This window comes from Streptomyces californicus, assembly GCF_000717645.1.
In the GTDB taxonomy this organism is placed as follows: Bacteria; Actinomycetota; Actinomycetes; order Streptomycetales; family Streptomycetaceae; genus Streptomyces; species Streptomyces californicus.
In genome coordinates this window covers 193,022-211,650 of sequence record NZ_JNZZ01000007.1, presented here as the reverse complement: position 1 = coordinate 211,650, position 18,629 = coordinate 193,022, and the positions used below count along the sequence as shown (strand labels likewise).

Annotated in this window: 16 protein-coding genes and 1 riboswitch; of the genes, 4 read left to right on the top strand and 12 right to left on the bottom strand. The window is 72.9% G+C overall.

Going from position 1 to position 18,629, the window contains the following annotated elements; genetic code table 11:
- Nucleotides 1-16: 16 nt before the first annotated feature.
- From IF19_RS0111850 to ribD, 10 genes are all read right to left on the bottom strand, one after another.
- Nucleotides 17-1,123, bottom strand: a complete 1,107-nt coding sequence (locus tag IF19_RS0111850; protein ID WP_030116424.1) for a hemolysin family protein — start codon at nt 1,121-1,123, stop codon at nt 17-19.
- Nucleotides 1,120-2,478, bottom strand: coding sequence for a hemolysin family protein (locus tag IF19_RS0111845; RefSeq protein WP_030276884.1), 1,359 nt, complete (start codon nt 2,476-2,478; stop codon nt 1,120-1,122). Before IF19_RS0111845 ends, IF19_RS0111850 begins: the two co-directional genes overlap by 4 nt.
- Nucleotides 2,479-2,671: 193 nt before the next feature.
- Nucleotides 2,672-3,142, bottom strand: a complete 471-nt coding sequence (locus IF19_RS0111840) for a PH domain-containing protein (protein ID WP_030116421.1) — start codon at nt 3,140-3,142, stop codon at nt 2,672-2,674.
- Between the two features lie 38 nt (nt 3,143-3,180).
- Nucleotides 3,181-4,029: an ATP phosphoribosyltransferase gene (gene hisG / locus IF19_RS0111835; RefSeq protein ID WP_030116420.1), complete on the bottom strand. Its 849-nt coding sequence runs from the start codon at nt 4,027-4,029 to the stop codon at nt 3,181-3,183.
- A 97-nt stretch (nt 4,030-4,126) separates the two neighbouring features.
- Nucleotides 4,127-4,399 (bottom strand): phosphoribosyl-ATP diphosphatase, encoded by a 273-nt coding sequence (locus IF19_RS0111830; protein ID WP_030116419.1) that lies wholly within the window; start codon nt 4,397-4,399, stop codon nt 4,127-4,129.
- A 35-nt stretch (nt 4,400-4,434) separates the two neighbouring features.
- A complete protein-coding gene (ribH, locus tag IF19_RS0111825) occupies nt 4,435-4,920 on the bottom strand; it encodes a 6,7-dimethyl-8-ribityllumazine synthase (RefSeq protein WP_003970409.1) in 486 nt (161 codons plus the stop codon).
- Nucleotides 4,921-4,951: 31 nt separating this feature from the next.
- Nucleotides 4,952-6,253 carry a bifunctional 3,4-dihydroxy-2-butanone-4-phosphate synthase/GTP cyclohydrolase II gene (locus tag IF19_RS0111820; protein WP_030116418.1) on the bottom strand — a complete coding sequence of 434 codons (1,302 nt, stop codon included), beginning with the start codon at nt 6,251-6,253 and terminating at the stop codon, nt 4,952-4,954.
- A complete protein-coding gene (locus IF19_RS0111815; RefSeq protein WP_030116417.1) occupies nt 6,250-6,894 on the bottom strand; it encodes a nicotinamide mononucleotide transporter family protein in 645 nt (214 codons plus the stop codon). Before IF19_RS0111815 ends, IF19_RS0111820 begins: the two co-directional genes overlap by 4 nt.
- Nucleotides 6,891-7,499 carry a riboflavin synthase gene (locus tag IF19_RS0111810; protein ID WP_030116416.1) on the bottom strand — a complete coding sequence of 203 codons (609 nt, stop codon included), beginning with the start codon at nt 7,497-7,499 and terminating at the stop codon, nt 6,891-6,893. The genes IF19_RS0111815 and IF19_RS0111810 overlap by 4 nt, the downstream gene beginning before the upstream one ends.
- Nucleotides 7,500-8,609: a bifunctional diaminohydroxyphosphoribosylaminopyrimidine deaminase/5-amino-6-(5-phosphoribosylamino)uracil reductase RibD gene (gene ribD, locus IF19_RS0111805; RefSeq protein ID WP_030116415.1), complete on the bottom strand. Its 1,110-nt coding sequence runs from the start codon at nt 8,607-8,609 to the stop codon at nt 7,500-7,502.
- Between the two features lie 174 nt (nt 8,610-8,783).
- Nucleotides 8,784-8,914: riboswitch (FMN riboswitch) on the bottom strand.
- A 291-nt stretch (nt 8,915-9,205) separates the two neighbouring features.
- Between ribD and IF19_RS0111800 the strand changes: the two genes are divergently transcribed.
- Nucleotides 9,206-11,560, top strand: coding sequence for a chitinase C-terminal domain-containing protein (locus IF19_RS0111800; protein WP_030276882.1), 2,355 nt, complete (start codon nt 9,206-9,208; stop codon nt 11,558-11,560).
- Between the two features lie 392 nt (nt 11,561-11,952).
- On the opposite strand, the gene IF19_RS0111795 is transcribed toward IF19_RS0111800, so the two are convergent.
- On the bottom strand, nt 11,953-13,143 hold the full coding sequence (locus IF19_RS0111795; RefSeq protein ID WP_030276880.1) for an ROK family transcriptional regulator: 1,191 nt from the start codon (nt 13,141-13,143) through the stop codon (nt 11,953-11,955).
- A 234-nt stretch (nt 13,144-13,377) separates the two neighbouring features.
- On the opposite strand from IF19_RS0111795, the gene IF19_RS0111790 reads away from it, so the two are divergent.
- From IF19_RS0111790 to IF19_RS0111780, 3 genes are all read left to right on the top strand, one after another.
- Nucleotides 13,378-14,607, top strand: coding sequence for an MFS transporter (locus IF19_RS0111790; protein WP_030116410.1), 1,230 nt, complete (start codon nt 13,378-13,380; stop codon nt 14,605-14,607).
- A gap of 384 nt (nt 14,608-14,991) precedes the next feature.
- Nucleotides 14,992-16,482, top strand: coding sequence for a uracil-xanthine permease family protein (locus IF19_RS0111785; protein ID WP_078580521.1), 1,491 nt, complete (start codon nt 14,992-14,994; stop codon nt 16,480-16,482).
- Nucleotides 16,483-16,589: 107 nt separating this feature from the next.
- Nucleotides 16,590-16,961, top strand: a complete 372-nt coding sequence (locus IF19_RS0111780; protein ID WP_030116408.1) for a VOC family protein — start codon at nt 16,590-16,592, stop codon at nt 16,959-16,961.
- Nucleotides 16,962-17,093: 132 nt separating this feature from the next.
- Here the strand turns inward: IF19_RS0111780 and IF19_RS0111775 are convergent, their stop codons facing one another.
- Nucleotides 17,094-18,467, bottom strand: coding sequence for an NAD-dependent succinate-semialdehyde dehydrogenase (locus IF19_RS0111775; protein WP_030116407.1), 1,374 nt, complete (start codon nt 18,465-18,467; stop codon nt 17,094-17,096).
- Between the last annotated feature and the right edge of the window lie 162 nt (nt 18,468-18,629).

Below are 18,629 nucleotides of genomic sequence, written 5' to 3'. Positions count from 1 at the left end.
CGGGCGGGCGCCGGACTCAGTGCACGAGTGCGCCGGGCGCGGGCAGCTCCGGCCCCTTCGGTACGTCCACCGTGCGGCGGGGCACCGAGACCACCCGGTGGGCCGGGTCGCGGACCTCGCCCACCAGGGTCTCCAGGACGTCCTCCATGGCGACCAGGCCGAGGGTCCGGCCCGAGGCGTCGGCGACCTGGGCCAGATGCGTCGCGGCGCGGCGCATCACGGTCAGGGCGTCGTCCAGCGGGAGTTCGGCCCGTACGGTCGTCATCGGACGCCAGAGCTGCAGCGGGACCGCCCGGTCGGCGTCCTCCAGCTCCAGGACGTCCTTGACGTGCAGGTAGCCCATGAAGGGGCCACCGTCCCCGGCGCAGACCGGGAAGCGGGAGAAGCCGGTGCGCACCGTCAGCTCCTCGATCCGGCGCGGGGTCACCGACGGGTCGACGGTGACCAGGGACGCCGGCTCCAGCAGGACGTCGAGGACGGGCCTGCTGCCGAGTTCGAGGGCGTCCTCCAGGCGCGTCGCCGCCGCCGGGGCGAGGAGGCCGGCCTGGCCGGAGTCCTCCACGAGCCGGTTGAGCTGCTCGCTGGTGAAGACGGCCTCCACCTCGTCCTTCGGCTCCACGCCGAAGAGCCGCAGCACCAGGCCGGCACAGGCGCCGAGCGCGGTGGTGACCGGGCGGCAGATCCGGGCGAAGGCGACCAGGCCGGGGCTGAGCCACAGCGCGGTCCGCTCGGGGGCCGCCATCGCGAGGTTCTTGGGGACCATCTCGCCGATGACCAGGTGCAGGACCACCACGGACAGCAGCGCGAGTGCGAAGCCGAGGGGGTGGACCAGCCCGTCCGGGACGTGCGCCGCGTGGAAGACCGGCTCCAGGAGGTGGGCGACGGTCGGTTCGGCGACGGCTCCGAGGGTGAGGGAGCAGACGGTGATGCCGAACTGGGCGGCGGCCATCATCTGCGGCAGGTTCTCCAGGCCGTGCAGGACCGTGCGGGCCCGGCCGGAGCCCTGGGCGGCCAGCGGTTCGATCTGGCTGCGGCGGACCGAGACGAGGGCGAACTCGGCGCCGACGAAGAAGCCGTTGGCCAGGACCAGGAGCGCGGCGAGCAGGAGTTGGAGCATGCTCATCGCGCGGCCTCCAGCAGGGCGCCGGCGGCCTGGTCGAGCCGCGGGCCGGGCGTCCGGGTGAACCGGACCCGTTCCGCGCGGTTGTGGCCGACCTGGCGGACGGAGATCCGCAGGCCGGGCAGTTCGGCCACGTCGCCGGGGGCGGGGATGCGGCCCAGGAGCCCCGCGACGAGGCCGGCGACGGTCTCGTACGGCCCTTCGGGCACGTCCAGGCCGCCGCGGCGCAGGGTGTGGACCCGGCAACTGCCCTCGGCGTCCCAGGCCGGGCGGCCGTCCTCGCCGGTGGTGGCGGTCAGCTCGGGGCGGCCGGCGCCCTCGGCGTCGTGCTCGTCGCGGACCTCGCCGACGAGCTCCTCGATGATGTCCTCCAGGGTGACGACCCCGGCGGTGCCGCCGTACTCGTCGACGACCACGGCTATCGGCTGTTCGTGGCGCAGCCGCCGCAGCAACTGCTCCACCGGGAGCGTGACGGGGACCAGGAGCGGGGCCACGGCGATCAGCCCGGCCGGAGTGCGCAGGCGCTCGGCGGCGGGGACGGCGAGGGCGTCCTTGAGGTGGACCATGCCGACGACCTCGTCGATGCGGTCCCGGTAGACCGGGAAGCGGGAGAGGCCGGTGGCGCGGGTGAGGTTGAGGACGTCCTCGGCGGTCGCGGAGGAGTGCAGCGCGCTGACCTTCACCCGGGGGGTCATGACGTGCTGGGCGGTGAGTCCGGCCAGCGAGAGCGACCGGACGAAGAGGTCGGCGGTGTCCTGTTCCAGCGCTCCGGCGCGGGCCGAGTGCCGGGCCAGGGAGCCCAGCTCGCCCGGGGTGCGGGCGGAGGCCAGCTCGTCGGTGGGCTCGACGCCCAGGAGCCGCACCAGCCGGTTGGCCAGGGTGTTGAGGAGGGTGATCACCGGGCGCAGCAGGGCGGCGAAGCGGGCCTGCGGTCCGGCGACGAAGCGGGCCACCTGGAGCGGCCGGGAGACCGCCCAGTTCTTGGGCACGAGTTCGCCGACGACCATCTGGACGGCCGAGGCCAGCAGCATGCCGATGACGACGCTGACGCCGGACACGGCGCCCGCGGGGAGCCCGGTGGCGGTGAGAGGTCCGGCGAGGAGCTGGGCGAGGGCCGGTTCGGCGAGCATGCCCACCACCAGGGAGGTGAGGGTGATGCCGAGCTGGGTGCCGGAGAGCTGGAAGGAGAGTTCGCGCAGGGCGTGGACGACGGTGCGGGCCCGTCGGTCGCCCTCGGCGGCGGCGCGCTCCGCGTCGGGCCGGTCCACGGTGACGAGCCCGAACTCGGCCGCCACGAAGAATCCGTTGGCGAGGATGAGGAGGAAGGCCGCCGCGAGGAGCAGCAGGGGGGTGGTCATGAGGCCGCCGCCTCCGGGGAAGGGGCGGCGCAGGTACTACCGGACGATCCGTCCATTGCTGGAAGGAGTCACTCCTTGGGTCGCAGGAAGAACCCCGCGGGCCCCGGTCGGGGCCGTGGTGCGGGCGGGGCGGGGCGCACGGGGCGCCGCCGCACACCAGAGTAGACGCGAGGAGGGGGTGCCGGGCAGGGGATCAGGCGCCTGAGGCGGTGTCGTCGCTCCCGGCGCCGCGCGTCTCGGCCAGGGCGCGCAGGGCGCGGGCGTCGCGGATGGCCCGCTCCTTGGCGAGGCCGGGCTGGATGCCGAGGGCGGGCAGGCTGGTGCCGTCGCTGAGGTCGAGGAAGACCCAGGGGTCGCCGGAGCGCAGGTTGACGCGGAGGATCTCCTGCCACGCCAGCCTGCGGGTCCGGGTGAGGTTGACGACGGTGACCCCGGTGTCGTCGGCGGAGACCCGGGGCCTGCTGAGCAGGGCCAGGACACCGAAGAAGAGCGCCGCGATGAAGACGAAGCTGGCCCGCTCCCCCGGGTTGAGCCGTTCCAGCGTCAGCGCGACGACGGTGATGACGAGGAACATCGCCAGGCCCACGCTCAGCAGGACCACCCGGGTGAGGGTGGGCCGGAAGGTGACCGGCAGGGTGGGGAGTTCGGTCCTGGGCGCGGACATCAGGGTCTTCTCTCGGGAGGTGCGGGCGGCCGGGGCCGTCAGAGGCGGCAGGCGTGGATGGCCGTGGTGAGGATGGCGCGGGCGCCGAGCTCGTACAGGTCGTCCATGATCCGCTGCGCCTCCTTGGCGGCGACCATGGAGCGGACGGCGACCCAGCCCTCGTGGTGCAGCGGGGAGATGGTCGGGGACTCCAGGCCGGGGGTGAGGGCGACGGCGCGTTCCAGGTGCTCGACGCGGCAGTCGTAGTCCATCATCACGTAGGACCGGGCGACCAGGACGCCCTGGAGGCGGCGGAGGAACTGCTGCACCTTGGGGTCGTCGGCGGGCGCGCCGTGGCGGCGGATGACGACGGCCTCGGACGTCATGATCGGCTCGCCGATCACTTCGAGTCCGGCGTTGCGCAGGCTGGTGCCGGTCTCGACCACGTCGGCGATGATCTGGGCGACGCCCAGTTCGATGGCGGTCTCGACCGCCCCGTCGAGGTGGACGACGGACGCCTTGACGCCCGCCTTGTCCAGGTGGTTCGCGACGATGCCCTCGTAGGAGGTGGCGATCGTCATGCCGTCGAAGTCCTCGGGGCCCGCCGCCGTGCCGGGCTTGGTGGCGTAGCGGAAGGTGGAGCGGGCGAAGCCGAGCTGGAGGATCTCCTCGGAGTCGGCTCCGGAGTCCAGCAGCAGGTCGCGGCCGGTGATGCCGATGTCGAGCTTGCCGGAGCTGACGTAGATCGCGATGTCGCGGGGGCGGAGGTAGAAGAACTCGACCTCGTTCGAGGGGTCGACCAGGACCAGTTCCTTCGACTCCTTGCGCTGCTGGTAGCCGGCCTCATGGAGCATCGCCATCGCAGGCCCGGAGAGTGAACCCTTGTTGGGGACGGCGATGCGCAGCATGAGGTCGGCTTCCTTCGTGCGGGGGGAGTGTGCGGGCGGTGTCGCGCTGGTGTCGCTCGGGCCGGGCCCCGGGGGGGCCGGCGGCGGGGAGGTCGGCTCAGAGATGGGAGTAGACGTCGTCGAGCGAGATCCCGCGGGCGACCATCATCACCTGGACGTGGTACAGCAGCTGGGAGATCTCCTCGGCGGCGGCTTCCTTGCCCTCGTACTCGGCGGCCATCCAGACCTCGGCGGCCTCCTCGACGACCTTCTTGCCGATGGCGTGCACGCCCTTGCCCACCAGTTCGGCGGTGCGGGAGGTCGCGGGGTCGCCCTCGGCGGCCTTGAGCTGGAGCTCGGCGAAGAGCTCTTCGAAGGTTTTGTTCGCCATGATGGTCCTCAGAATACGGGGTCGCCCGGGGGTACTCAGCGCCAGGGTTCGCTGACGGTCCGCAGCGTGGCGGCGGTGGCCACGGCGGCGGTGACCGCTTCGTGCCCCTTGTCCTCGTTGGAGCCTTCGAGTCCCGCCCGGTCGAGCGCCTGCTCCTCGGTGTCGCAGGTGAGGACGCCGAAGCCGACGGGAACACCGGTGTCCACGGTGACCTGGGTGAGTCCGAGGGTGACGCCCTGGGAGACGTACTCGAAGTGGGGGGTGCCGCCCCGGATGACCACGCCGAGGGCGACGATCGCGTCGTAGCCGCGTCCGGCGAGCACCTTGGCGACGACGGGCAGCTCGAAGGAGCCGGGGACGCGCAGGAGGGTCGGCTCGTCGATGCCCAGCTCGTGCAGGGCGCGCAGGGCGCCGTCGACGAGCCCGTCCATGACCTTCTCGTGCCACTGGGCCGCGATGACGGCTACGCGGAGGTCGCCGCAGTTGCGTACGGACAGTTCGGGTGCACCCTTGCCGCTCATGTCTCTCCTGGTGGTGATTGCGTGGTGGTGGTCACTGGTTGGCGCAGGTCGACGGCGGGGTGCCGTCGAGCCAGGGCAGGTCGTGGCCCATGCGGTCGCGCTTGGTGCGCAGGTAGCGCAGATTGTGCTCGCCGGCCTGGACGGGCATGGGCTCGCGGCCGGTGACGGCGAGGCCGTGGCGGACGACGGCCGCGGTCTTCTCGGGGTTGTTGGTCATCAGCCGCACACTGGTGACGCCGAGGTCCCGGAGCATCCGCACGCCGGCCGCGTAGTCGCGGGCGTCGGCGGGCAGGCCCAGCTCCAGGTTGGCGTCGAGGGTGTCGACGCCGCGCTCCTGGAGTTCGTACGCGCGCAGCTTGGAGAGCAGGCCGATGCCGCGTCCCTCGTGGCCGCGCAGGTAGACGACGACGCCGCGGCCCGCTTCGGTGATGCGGCGCATGGAGGCGTGCAGCTGGGGGCCGCAGTCGCAGCGCTGGGACTGGAAGATGTCGCCGGTCAGGCACTCGGAGTGGAGGCGGACGAGGATGTCCTCGCCGTCGCCGATGTCGCCGTGGACCAGGGCGACGTGTTCGACGCCGTCGACGATGGAGCGGTAGCCGTACGCGGTGAAGTCGCCGAACGCGGTCGGCAGCCGGGTCTCGGCCTCGCGGCGGACGACCGGTTCGCTGCTGCGGCGGTAGGCGATCAGGTCCTCGATGGAGATGATCGTCAGGCCGTGCTTGCGGGCGAACGGGATGAGCTCGGGCAGCCGCAGCATGACGCCGTCCTCGCCGGCGATCTCGACGATGGCCCCGGCGGGGCGGAGTCCGGCGAGCCGGGCGAGGTCGACGGCGGCCTCGGTGTGGCCGTCGCGGACGAGGACGCCGCCGGCGCGGGCGCGCAGCGGGAAGACGTGGCCGGGGCGGACGAAGTCGCCGGGGCCCGCGACGCCGCCGGCCAGCATGCGCAGGGTGGTGGCGCGGTCGGCGGCGGAGATGCCGGTGGTGACGCCGTGGGCGGCGGAGGCGTCGACGGAGACGGTGAACGCGGTCTGCATCGACTCGGTGTTCTCCGCGACCATCTGCGGGAGTTCGAGCCGTTCCAGTTCGTCGCTCTCCATGGGGGCGCAGATCAGTCCGCGGCACTCGCTCATCATGAAGGCGACGATCTCCGGGGTGGCCTTCTCGGCGGCGATGACGAGGTCGCCCTCGTTCTCGCGGTCCTCGTCGTCCACCACGACGACCGGGCGGCCGGCGGCGATGTCGCGGACGGCCTGCTCGACCGGGTCCAGCGCGAACGTCTCGGGGAGCGGGTCGTGGTGGCCGGGGTGCGGCCAGGCGGGCCGGTCGGTCATGCCGTGGCTCCCTTCAGAGCGGGTGTCCGCGAACGCAGCCACCAGTCGCGCATCCCCCACAGGACGAGGGCGCCGTAGATCACGTAGACGAAGCCGGAGAAGGCGAACCCGTTGGCGAAGTTCAGCGGGACGCCGACCAGGTCGACCAGCAGCCAGGCGAACCAGAACTCGACCATGCCGCGGGCCTGGGCGTACATCGCGACGACGGTGCCGACGAAGATGTACGCGTCCGGCCACGGGTCCCAGGACAGCGACGGGACCGCGGTGAACAGGCCGCCGACGGCGAGGGTGCCGAGGGCCGCGGCGCCGATCAGCACGCCGCGCTCGCGCCAGGTGGCGAAGCGGACGGCGATGGAGCCGTCCTGCGCCTGCTGCCTGCCCCGGTTCCAGGACCACCAGCCCCACAGGGCGACGACGATGACGACGAGCTGCTTGCCCGCGCTGCCGGAGAGGTGCGCGGAGGCGAAGGCGACCAGCAGGATCACGCCGGAGAGGAGCTGGGCGGGCCAGGTCCAGATGGAGCGCCGCCAGCCGAGGGCCAGGGCGATCAGACCGATGATGTTGCCGATCATGTCCGACCACTTGATGTGCTGGCCGACGACGGTGAACGCCTCGGAGTTGAGCCAGTTCGCGAGGTTCATCGCGGGTCCTGTCCGGTGCGGTCGCCGAGCATCCGCTCGACGTACTTGGCGATCACGTCGACCTCCAGGTTGACCGGGTCGCCGGGCTGCTTGTGGCCGAGCGTGGTCAGGGCGAGCGTGGTGGGGATGAGGCTGACGGTGAAGAAGTCGGCCGCCGCGTCGACGACGGTGAGGCTGACGCCGTCGACGGTGATGGAGCCCTTCTCCACGACGTACCGGGTCAGCTCGGGCGGGAGGGAGACCTTGACGAGCTCCCAGTGCTCGGAGGGGGTGCGCTCGACGATGGTGCCGGTGCCGTCCACGTGGCCCTGGACGAGGTGTCCGCCGAGCCGGCCGCCGAGCGCCATCGGGCGCTCCAGGTTGACCCGGGAGCCGGGGGCGAGGGCGCCGAGGCTGGAGCGCTTCAGGGTCTCGGCCATCACGTCGGCGGTGAACGCGCCGTCGGCGGTGTCCACGACGGTGAGGCAGACGCCGTTGACCGCGATGGAGTCGCCGTGCTTCGCGCCCTCGGTGACGAGGGGGCCGCGCAGCCGGAAGCGGGAGGCGTCGGCCAGCTGCTCGACGGCGGTGACCTCACCCAGTTCTTCGATGATTCCGGTGAACACTCAGTTTCCCTTCCGAGCAGGGGCGGGGACGGCGGGCACGGCGGTGACGCGCAGATCGGGGCCGATCGGCACGGTCTCGGTCACATCGAGCCGCAACGCCTGGGAGATGGTGGTGATTCCGGCGTCGGCGAGGGCGGCGGGGCCGGCGCCGAGCAGGACCGGGGCGAGGTAGCCGACGACCTTGTCGACCTTCCCGGCGGCGACGAGGGCGCCCGCGAGGGTGGGGCCGCCTTCGAGGAGTACGGAGCGGACGCCCCGGGCGTGCAGGGCCTCCAGGAGGGCGTCGAGGTCGAGCCCGCGGCCGGTGGCGGCGCGGGGCAGCCGCAGGACGGCGTCCTCGGGGAGGTGGCCGGCCGGGGCGTCGTCGGCGACGGCGACCAGGGTGGGCGCGGTGGCGTCCAGGACCCGGGCGCCGGGCCGCACGGCGGTGGCGTCCGTGTCGACGACGACGCGGAGCGGCTGGGCGGCCCCGTCGATGCCGCGCACGCCCAGCTGGGGGTCGTCGGTGCGGGCCGTGCCGGAGCCAACGAGCACGGCGTCGGCCTCGGCGCGCAGCCGGTGGACGTCGGCGCGGGCCTCGGGCGAGGTGATCCAGCGGCTGGTGGCGTCGGCGGCGGCGATCCGGCCGTCGAGGGTGGCGGCGTACTTCCACAGGACGTACGGGCGGCCGAGGCGCGCCGAGGTCAGCCAGGCGGCGTTGCCCGCTTCGGCCTCGTCCGCGAGCAGCCCGCGCTCGGTCCGGACCCCGGCCGCGCGCAGGGTGTCACCGCCGCCGCCGGCCCGCGGGTCCGGGTCGGCGACCGCGTAGACGACGCGGCTGACGCCGGCGGCCAGGAGCGCCTGGGAGCAGGGGCCCGTGCGGCCCGTGTGGTCACAGGGTTCGAGCGTGACGTAGGCGGTGGCGCCGCGGGCCCGCTCTCCGGCCGCGCGCAGTGCGTGGACCTCGGCGTGCGGCCCTCCGGCGCGCTGGTGGAAGCCTTCGCCGACCACGGTCCCGGCGGCGTCGGTGATCACACAGCCGACGACCGGGTTGGGGCTGGTCGAGCCGAGACCGCGCGCTGCGAGCGTGATCGCTCGGCGCATGGCGGTGGTGTCGGCTGCGGTGTCCACCGGGTCCTCCTGCCTCTTCGGGCACGGACTCCGGGGCCTGTCGATGACGACAGAGAAAGCGGTCACCAGCGGAAACGCCGGAAACCCCGCGAACGGGGAACGCCGGGACCGCACGGGGACGGGAGGGAATCCCGGCCATGCGTCCGCCGACGGCGGCGTACCGATGACGAACCGCCGCGCACTGCCTCCCATCCGGACTTTAACCGTCGGTCCAGGAATTTCACCTGGTCAACCGGCCGCTGGCTGCGGACGGGTCGCGGACTGTAACCGCCGGTTCGGAATTGCACCGACCCCGGAGTGCGCTGCTACTGGTACGCAACCAGTCTGCCACGGACGCCGCACGGCCATGCGGGTGACCACTGTGGGCTGGGTCACAACCAGGGGTGGCGCATTCCCGCCGGGACGAACGCGACAACGTCGTCATTAACGAAGTCGAACCGTAAAGGTCCAGACCTATTGACGCTCTGGTCTAGTCCTCTTAATCTCTGCGTCACCTCCGAGGTTCGGTCCCACGGTGCGCGCACACCGGGACCCCGACAGACCCACCCCCTTTCAGCCAGTCGTGTTCTGCCGACCTCCCCAGGAGGAACGACCACATGCTGTCCCCCACCCGAGCGAGAGCCACGCTGCTCGCCGCCGGCGCCGCCGTCGCCGGACTGCTGCTGAGCTCCCTCGCCGCAGGCCCCTCGGCCGCCGCCGACCAGAACTCCTGTCGCCCCGACGGTCTTTACCAGACCCCCGGCGTCGACGTCCCCTACTGCTCCGTCTACGACGCCGACGGACGCGAGAAGATGGGCGCCGACCACCAGCGGCGCGTCATCGGCTACTTCACCAACTGGCGTACCGGCAAGGACGGCAAGGACGCCTACCTCGTCCCGGACATCCCCTGGGACAAGGTCACGCACCTCAACTACGCCTTCGCGCACGTCGACGGCTCCAACAAGCTCTCGGTCGGCCCCGACGGCGCCGACAACGCCTCCACCGGGATGACCTGGCCCGGCGTCGCGGGCGCGGAGATGGACCCGGCGCTCCCGTACAAGGGGCACTTCAACCTGCTGACGAAGTACAAGAAGAAGCACCCGAACGTGAAGACCCTGGTCTCCGTCGGCGGTTGGGCCGAGACGGGCGGCTACTTCGGCCCGGACGGCAAGCGGGTGAACTCCGGCGGCTTCTACTCGATGGCCACCAACGCCGACGGGTCGGTCAACCAGGCGGGCATCAACACCTTCGCCGACTCGGCCGTCGACTTCATCAAGAAGTACGGCTTCAACGGCGTCGACATCGACTACGAGTACGCGACGACGATGAAGGACGCGGGCAACCCGCTGGACCACACGCTGGCCAACGGCCGCCGCGCCGGCCTGGTCAAGGGCTACGACGCCCTGATGAAGACGCTGCGCGAGAAGCTCGACCGCGCGGGCGCCGCCGACGGCAAGCACTACCTGCTGACCGTCGCCGCCCCCTCCTCCGGCTACCTGCTGCGGGGCATGGAGACGTACCAGATGCAGAAGTACCTGGACTACGTCAACATCATGTCCTACGACCTGCACGGCGCCTGGAACGAGTACGTCGGGCCGAACGCCTCGCTGTTCGACGACGGCAAGGACGCCGAACTGGCGCAGGCGAGCGTGTACTCGACCTCGCAGTACGGCGGCACGGGCTACCTCAACACCGACTGGGCCTACCACTACTTCCGCGGCTCGATGCCGGCCGGCCGCATCAACATCGGCCTGCCGTACTACACGCGGGGCTTCAAGAACGTGCAGGGCGGCACCGACGGACTGTGGGGCAGGGCGGCCACGACCGACTGCCCGGCGGGCGCGGGGCTGACCAAGTGCGGTGACGGCGCGGTCGGCATCGACAACCTGTGGCACGACAAGGACTCCAACGGCAAGGAGTCGCCCGCCGGTTCCAACCCGATGTGGCACGCGAAGAACCTGGAGAAGGGCATCGTCGGGGACTACCTGAGCGACTACGGCTTCCCCGCCAACACCCAGCTGACCGGCACGTACGCCCGTAAGTACGACTCCACGCTGGTCGCCCCCTGGCTGTGGAACGCCCAGAAGAAGGTGTTCCTCTCCACCGAGGACGAGCAGTCGGTGAAGGCCAAGGCCGACTACGTGGTGGACAAGGGCATCGGCGGCACGATGATCTGGGAGCTGGCGGGCGACTACCGGTGGAACGCGGCCAAGGGCCAGTACGAGACCGGTGACACGCTGACGACCGCGATGTACGACGCGTTCAAGTCGGCCTCCCCGTACGGCGCCAAGCGCTCCACGATCGACCTGCCGACCCAGGCCGTGAACATCGACGTCTCCTTCGGCCAGTTCGCGCTGGGCGACTCCAACTACCCGATCAGCCCCAAGCTGAAGATCACCAACCGGACCCAGGCCACGCTCCCGGGCGGTACGGAGTTCCAGTTCGACTACTCCACCTCCGCCCCGGCCAACGCCAAGGACCAGTCCGGCTTCGGCACGACGATCGTCCGCAGCGACCACAAGGCGGCCAACAACATCGGCGGCCTGAAGGGCGACTACAACCGCGTCTCGCTGAAGCTGCCGGCCTGGCAGACCCTGGCGCCCGGCGCCTCGGTGGAGCTGGACTTCGTCTACTACCTGCCCACCTCCACGCCGTCGAACTGGACCGTGACCTTCGGCGGGAAGTCCTACGCCCTCGCCGGGGACCTGGCCCGGGGCACCACCGTGGTCGAGCCCGGCACCGGGACGAACCCCACGCCGACGCCGAACCCGACCGGCCCGACGCCGAGCCCGTCGCCGACCCAGCCGGGCGGCAGCTGCACGGCCCCGGCCTGGAACGCGGCCACCGAGTACACCGGCGGCGCCACCGTCAGCCACGGCGGCCACCAGTGGAAGGCGTCCTGGTGGACGAAGGGCGAGACGCCCGGATCGGCCGGGCAGTGGGGCGCGTGGAAGGACCTCGGCGCCTGCTGATCCGCCCGGTTCGGCGGTTCGGGGGCCCGGCCCGGGGCCCCCGAACCGCCGAGGCCCCGGCCGGCGGTGAGCGGACCCACCCCCTGCTCACCGCCGGGTGACCGGGCCCGTCGTACGGAAGGCCCCGGCGTGCACGCTCGCTGGGGCTTTTCGGCGTGCTCCGGCCGGGAGGCCCGCGGAGGCCGGGGGGCCGCGGAGGCCGGGGGGCCGCGGAGGCCGGGGGGCCGCGGAGGCCGGGGGGCCGCGGAGGCCGGGAGGCCCGTGGAGGCATGGAGGCCAGGGCCCGATGGAGGCCCGTGCGGCCGAGGGGGCGGTGAGGTCCCGTGGGGCCCGGGAGACCCGGAGCCCTTGAAGTCCCGTGGAGCCCGGGGGCTCGTGCGGTTCCGTGCCGGTCAGCCCTCCGGAGCGAACAACGCGTCCTGCGCCGCGTCCCGGGCGGTGATCAGCGCACCGCGCAGCACCGCCCCGTCGCCCAGCGAACCGGCACGGACCTCCGTACGCAGGGGCGACATCGCGGCCAGCCGCTCCTCCACCCGGGCCGCGAGCGCGGGCCCGCCCGCGTGCCCGACGGCCCCCGCGAGCAGGACGCAGCCGGGGTCCAGCACCGAGGCGACGGCGGCGGACCCCAGCGCGAGCCGGTCGGCCACCTCCTTCAGGAACGGCTCGCCCGGCTCCCCCGCCTCCAGCGCGGCCCGCACCGTCGCGACGGCGGCCGCCTCCTCACCGCCCTCCGACACCGTGGCCAGGTCCAACAGGCCGTGCGCGGAGGCGAGTTCGCACAGGGCGGCCGAGCCGGCCAGCGAGTGGAAACCCCCCGCGCAGTCGACCGCCGAGGGCAGCCCGCCCACCCCGGGGACAGGGAGGAAGCCGATCTCCCCCGCACCGCCCGAGGCCCCCTGCCGCAACCTGCCGTCCAGCATCACGGCGGCGCCGATCCCCTGGCCGAGCCAGAGCAGGACGAAGGTGTCCCGGCCCTTGGCGGCGCCCTCCCGGAGTTCGGCCACGGCCGCGAGGTTGGTCTCGTTCTCCACCAGGACGGTGGCGGGCAGCCGCCGCTGGAGCTCCCGGACCAGCCCCCGGTGCCAGGCGGGCAGGCCGGTGCTGTCGCGCAGTTCGCCGGTGGCGGGGTCGATCAGCCCCGGCGCGCCGATCCCCACACTGTGCAGGGGGACCGGGCCGGCGGCCCGGGCGGCGCTCTCCAGCAGGGCGGCGGCCCGCTCCACGGCGGGCCCGGTGCCGGTGTCGCCGCCGATGGGCAGCGCGTCCTCGGCGAGGGTGGCCCCCAGCAGATCCGTGACGACCACGCTGACGCTGCCGAGGCGCACGTCGAGCGCCGCGAGATGGGCCCGGCCGGCGACGATCCCGTACAGCTTGGCGTTGGGGCCGCGACGGACGGCTCCGGACTCCCCCACGACCTCGATCAGCCCGGCGGCCCCGAGCCGTTCGACGAGGTCGGCGACGGTCGGCCGGGAGAGGCCGGTCTCCGTCTTGAGCTGGGCGGCCGTCAGCGGACCGTGCTGCTGGAGCAGCCCCAGGGCCAGCCGGTCGTTGATGGCCCGAGCCGTGCTCGGAGATGCGCGCATACCGGGAATCCTTCCAGACCGCCGACCGGGCTCGTTCGGGCCGCCGCCCAAGGCCGCCCAAGGCCGCTCGGGGCCGTTCCCCGGGACCGTACGCGGGGCCCGTTCCCGGGGATCGAGTAATGGCTATTTATCAGGCAGGGTTCCTGATAGTTTACGCCACGCATCGGCGCGGGGAAGCGCCGGTCCGCCGGGCCGCCGGCATCCGAGGGATTTCCAGGGGAGGGACACGACGGCATGACGAACGACTCGACCGTCACGGTCTACAGCGCAGAACAGGTGAGGCGGGCCCGCTACGCCGTCGCCGCCGTCTTCACCGTGCACGGGGCGGTGACCGGCAGCTTCGCCACCCGGGTGCCGTGGATCCAGGACCACGCGGGAGTCAGCGCGGGCCAGCTCGGCCTGGCGCTGGCCTTCCCGGCGATCGGCGCCTCGATCGCGATGCCGCTCGCCGGCCGGATCAGCCACCGGTTCGGCGCGCGGAACGCCCTGCGCGGGCTGCTGGCGCTCTGGACGCTGGCACTGATCCTGCCCGCACTGGCGCCGAGCCTGGTCACCCTGTGCGCGGCGCTGTTCGTCTACGGGGCGACGGCGGGGATGTCCGACGTGGCGATGAACGCCCTGGGCATCGAGGTGGAGAACCGCCTCGACAAGTCGATCATGTCGGGGCTGCACGGCATGTGGAGCGTGGGCGCGCTGATCGGCTCGGCGGCCGGCACCGTCGCCGCCCACACCGCGACCGACGCCCGGCTGCACCACACCGTCGCCGCCCTGGTGCTCACCGCGCTGGGGCTCATCGCCTGCCGGCAGGTGCTCGACATCCAGAGCAGCCCGGACGAGGAGCCGCCGCCGCGCTTCACGCTGCCGCCCAGGTCGGCCCTGATCATCGGGGCGGTCGGGTTCTGCGCGGTGTTCGCGGAGGGCGCGAGCCTGGACTGGTCGGCCGTCTACCTCCGGGACGTCCTGGACAGCTCGGCCGGTCTCGCGGCGGCCTCCACGACGGCGTTCACCTTGACGATGGCGCTGGCCCGGATCGCCGGGGACCGGGTCGTCGACCGGTTCGGCGCGGTGCGCACGGTGCGCGCCGGCGGGCTCATGGCGACCGCGGGCGGGCTGCTGGTCGTCCTCTCGCCCTCCGCCGCCGCGGCGATGGGCGGCTTCGCGCTGCTCGGCCTCGGTGTGGCGGTCGTGGTGCCGCTGGCCTTCGCGGCGGCGGGGCGCAGCGGGCCGAACCCGAGCCAGGCCATCGCGGGCGTCGCCACCATCACGTACACCTCCAGCCTGATCGCCCCGTCCGCGATCGGCTCGCTGGCCGAGGCGACCTCGCTGATGGTGTCGTTCGGCGTGGTGACGGCGCTCTCCTTCGGCCTGGTGCTGGGCGCCGGGGTGCTGCGGTCGGCGGACCGCAAGGTGGCCGGCTCGGCGGTCGGCGAGGGTACGGCGGCCAAGAGCGCGACCGGCGGCTGACGGGCCGCGCCGGACGAGGGCCGGCGCGGGCCACGAGCGCGGGGCGGCCCTCCCGGCGGATCCCGGCACATCCCGGCTGATCCCGGCGGATCCCGGCGGGCCTCGGCGCGCCGGCGGCTCGCGGCGGTACGGCGGCGCTTCCAGCAAGACCCGGCGGTACGGCGGCGCTCCCGGAGGTGCTGCGGCGCGCGGCGCGTGCGGACATACACCGGAGCAGTGCGCGGGAGCGCGGAGGCAGGCGGCGGCGCGCGCCGACCTCCGGGTGGCCGCCGCGCGCCGCACCACTACCATGGCGCTGATCTTTTCCGCAGGTGAACACCGAACACCGGGTCGCGCAGCGTCGCAGACCGGCCGGCACACCGAGCAGACCTTCAGGGAGCAACCATGAGCCTCGGCGTGCGCTGGACCTTGCACGGCGACGGGAAGACACCCGCGCCGGGGGCGGTCGTCCGCCCCGACGAACGGCTCTCCTGGCCCCGTACGTTCGGGCTCGGCGCCCAGCACGTCGTCGCGATGTTCGGGGCCTCGTTCGTCGCCCCGGTCCTGATGGGCCTGGACCCCAACCTCGCGATCATGATGTCCGGCGTCGCGACCGCGATCTTCCTGCTGGCGACCAGGGGCCGGGTGCCGAGCTACCTGGGCTGCTCGCTCTCCTTCGTCGGCGTCGCGGCCACGATCCGCGCGACCGGCGGTGACAGCGCGACCGTCACGGGTGCGGTGCTGGTGGTCGGCGCGGCGCTCTTCCTGGTGGGTCTCGCGGTGCAGCGGTTCGGCGCGCGGATCATCCACGCGGCGATGCCGCCGGTGGTGACGGGCGCGGTCGTCATGCTGATCGGCTTCAACCTGGCGCCGGTGACCGCCTCGACGTACTGGCCGCAGGACCAGTGGACGGCGCTCGCGGTGATGCTGTTCACCGGGCTCGCGGTGGTGTGCCTGCGCGGCTTCCTCTCCCGGATCGCGATCTTCCTGGGGCTGGTCTTCGGGTACGTGCTGTCCTGGGTGCTGGACCTGGTCTTCGGGAAGATCCACTCCCCGGCGGGCGGCGCGGAGGCCGTGGACCACTGGCGGCTGGACCTCTCGGCCGTCGGGCAGGCCGACTGGATCGGACTGCCGTCCTTCCACGCCCCGAGCTTCGAGTGGTCGGCGATCCTGGTGGCGCTGCCGGTGGTGATCGCGCTGGTCGCGGAGAACGCCGGACATGTGAAGGCCGTGGGCGAGATGACCGGCGACCCGCTGGACGACAAGCTCGGCACCGCCATCGCGGCGGACGGCGCGGCCTCCATGCTCTCCACCGCCGTGGGCGGGCCGCCCAACACCACGTACTCCGAGAACATCGGCGTGATGGCCGCCACCCGGGTCTACTCCACCGCCGCGTACTGGGCGGCGGCCTGCTTCGCCCTGCTCTTCGGCCTGTGCCCCAAGTTCGGCGCGGTCGTCGCCGCGATCCCGGGCGGGGTGCTCGGCGGGATCACCGTGATCCTGTACGGGATGATCGGCCTGCTGGGCGCGCAGATCTGGCTCAACGGCCGGGTGGACCTGCGCAATCCGCTCAACCTCGTCCCGGCCGCCGCGGGCATCATCATCGGCGTCGGCGGGGTCAGCCTGAAGATCACCGACAACTTCGAGCTGTCCGGCATCGCGCTCGGCACACTGGTCGTCATCACCGGCTACCACGTGCTGCGCGCCTTCGCCCCGGCCCACCTCAAGACCCAGGAGCCCCTGCTGGACTCCGGCACCTCCGCGTACGACGAGGGCGCGGACGGCGACGGGCGCACCGGCGCGGACCGGCTGGCGGGCGGCGAGGGCGCCGGCGCGGACCGGCGCCCGGACGGCGGACGCACGGACGGCCGGGACCAGGAGCCCGGGAAGTCCTGACGCCCCGGCCGGGGCGTCCGCCCGCCGGGCACGCGCCCGGCGGGTGGCGCCGCGTTTGACGACGGGCGGCCCGAGGTACCCGCCCCTCACACGACCGAGGAGGATTAATGGGTTTCGCCACGCTCCAGCTCACCGCGCTCGACTGCCCGCAGCCGCTGCGGCTCGCCGAGTTCTACGCCGGCGTGCTCGGCGGCCGCATCGAGGGCGGCGCGGACGACGACTGGGTGGAGCTGCGTCTGGACGACGGCGGGCGGCTCGCCTTCCAGCGGGCCGAGAACCTCACTCCCCCGGAGTGGCCGCGCGCCGACCGCAACTCCCAGCAGCTCCATCTGGACCTCACCGTCACCGACATGGACGCCGCCCACGCCGAGGTGCTGAAGCTGGGCGCCCGCGAGCTGGACGTGGACGAGGAGACCCACCCCGGCTTCCGCGCCTACGCCGACCCCGCCGGGCACCCCTTCTGCCTCTGCCGCGCCTAAGCGTCCAGGGGCGGACGCGGCTTCAAGGGCCGCCACCGCCGACGCGCCCGGGCGGCGCGACTCCGTACCGGTGACGGCGCGACGGCGGCCCGGGGCGTCACCCGCCCCGGGCCGCCGTCGCGTCACGAGGCGTCAGCGCACCAGCCTGACCAGCTTGTGGTTGGCGAACTCCTCCATGCCGAACCGGCCCAGCTCCCGGCCGAAACCGGACCGCTTGACCCCGCCGAACGGCAGTTCCGCGGCGGTCCCGGAGGGCGCGCCGATGAACACCATGCCGGTCTGCAGCCGCTGGGCCACCCGCTCGGCCTGGGCGTCGTCGTCCGTCTGGATCGAGGCGCTCAGCCCGTAGGGCGAGTTGTTGGCGAAGTCGACCGCCTCCTCCTCGGAGCCGACCTTGAAGAGCAGGGCCACCGGGCCGAACAGCTCCTCCTTGTAGGCCCGCATCTCCGGGGTGATCCCCGCGAGCACGGTGGGCTCGTACCAGGCGCCGGGCCGGTCGATGCGCTTGCCGCCGGCCAGCACCGTGGCCCCCTTGGAGATCGCGTCCTGGACCTGCTCGTCCAGGGTCTCGACCGCCTTCTCGGAGGAGAGCGGTCCCATGAAGGTGCCGGGGTCGGTGGGGTCTCCGACGGTGATGGACCGGACCGCGTCGGTGAAGGCGGTCGAGAAGCCGTCGTAGTGCTCGTCCAGGGCGATGATGCGCTTGGCCGCGTTGCACGCCTGGCCCGCGTTGCCCATCCGGCCGGTCAGCGCGTTCTTGACCACCCGCTCCATGTCGGACGCGCCGAGGATCAGGTACGGGTCGGAGCCGCCGAGCTCCAGCACGACCTTCTTCAGGTTGCGGCCCGCGATCTCGGCGACGGCCGCTCCGGCCCGCTCCGAACCCGTGAGCGAGACGCCCTGGATGCGGTCGTCGCCGATCAGCGTCTCGATCTGCTCGTTGGTGGCGAAGATGTTGACGTACGCGCCCTCGGGCAGGCCCGCGTCACGGAACAGCCGCTCCATCTCCAGCGCCGACTCCGGGCACTGCGGGGCGTGCTTGAGCACGATGGCGTTGCCCAGCATCAGGTTGGGCGCGGCGAACCGGGCCACCTGGTAGTACGGGAAGTTCCACGGCATGATCCCCAGCAGGGTGCCGACCGCCTCCTTGCGGATGACGGCCCGGCCGCCGGAGGCGACGTCGAGCTCCTCCGCCTCCAGGAAGCCCTCGCCCCGCTCGGCGTAGTACCGGTAGATCGAGACGACGATGGCCAGCTCCCCGAGGGCCTGCTTGACCGGCTTGCCCATCTCGCGGGTGATGACGGCGGCGAGCTGGTCCTTGCGCTCCTCGTAGAGGTCCGCGACCCGTCGCAGTACGGCGGCCCGTTCCGCGGGCGCCCGGTCGGCCCAGGCGCGCTGGGCATCGTCGGCCAGGGTGAGAGCCTCGCGCAGTTCCCCGTCGGTGGCGGTGGGGTACTCCTTCTCGGTCTCGCCGGTGGCGGGGTTGACGACTCGGTAGGTGCTCATGGGTTCCTTCCGTGCGGCACCCGGACGGGGCCCGTGCGATGAGGGACGGGCCGCCGGACATCCGGGCGGACATTCAGGTACCCATCCGGCAGATACGCACACCTCGCCCAGCCCTCCTGTCTGCGTATGCCCTCCTGCCTCCGCCCGCCCTCCTTTCTCCAC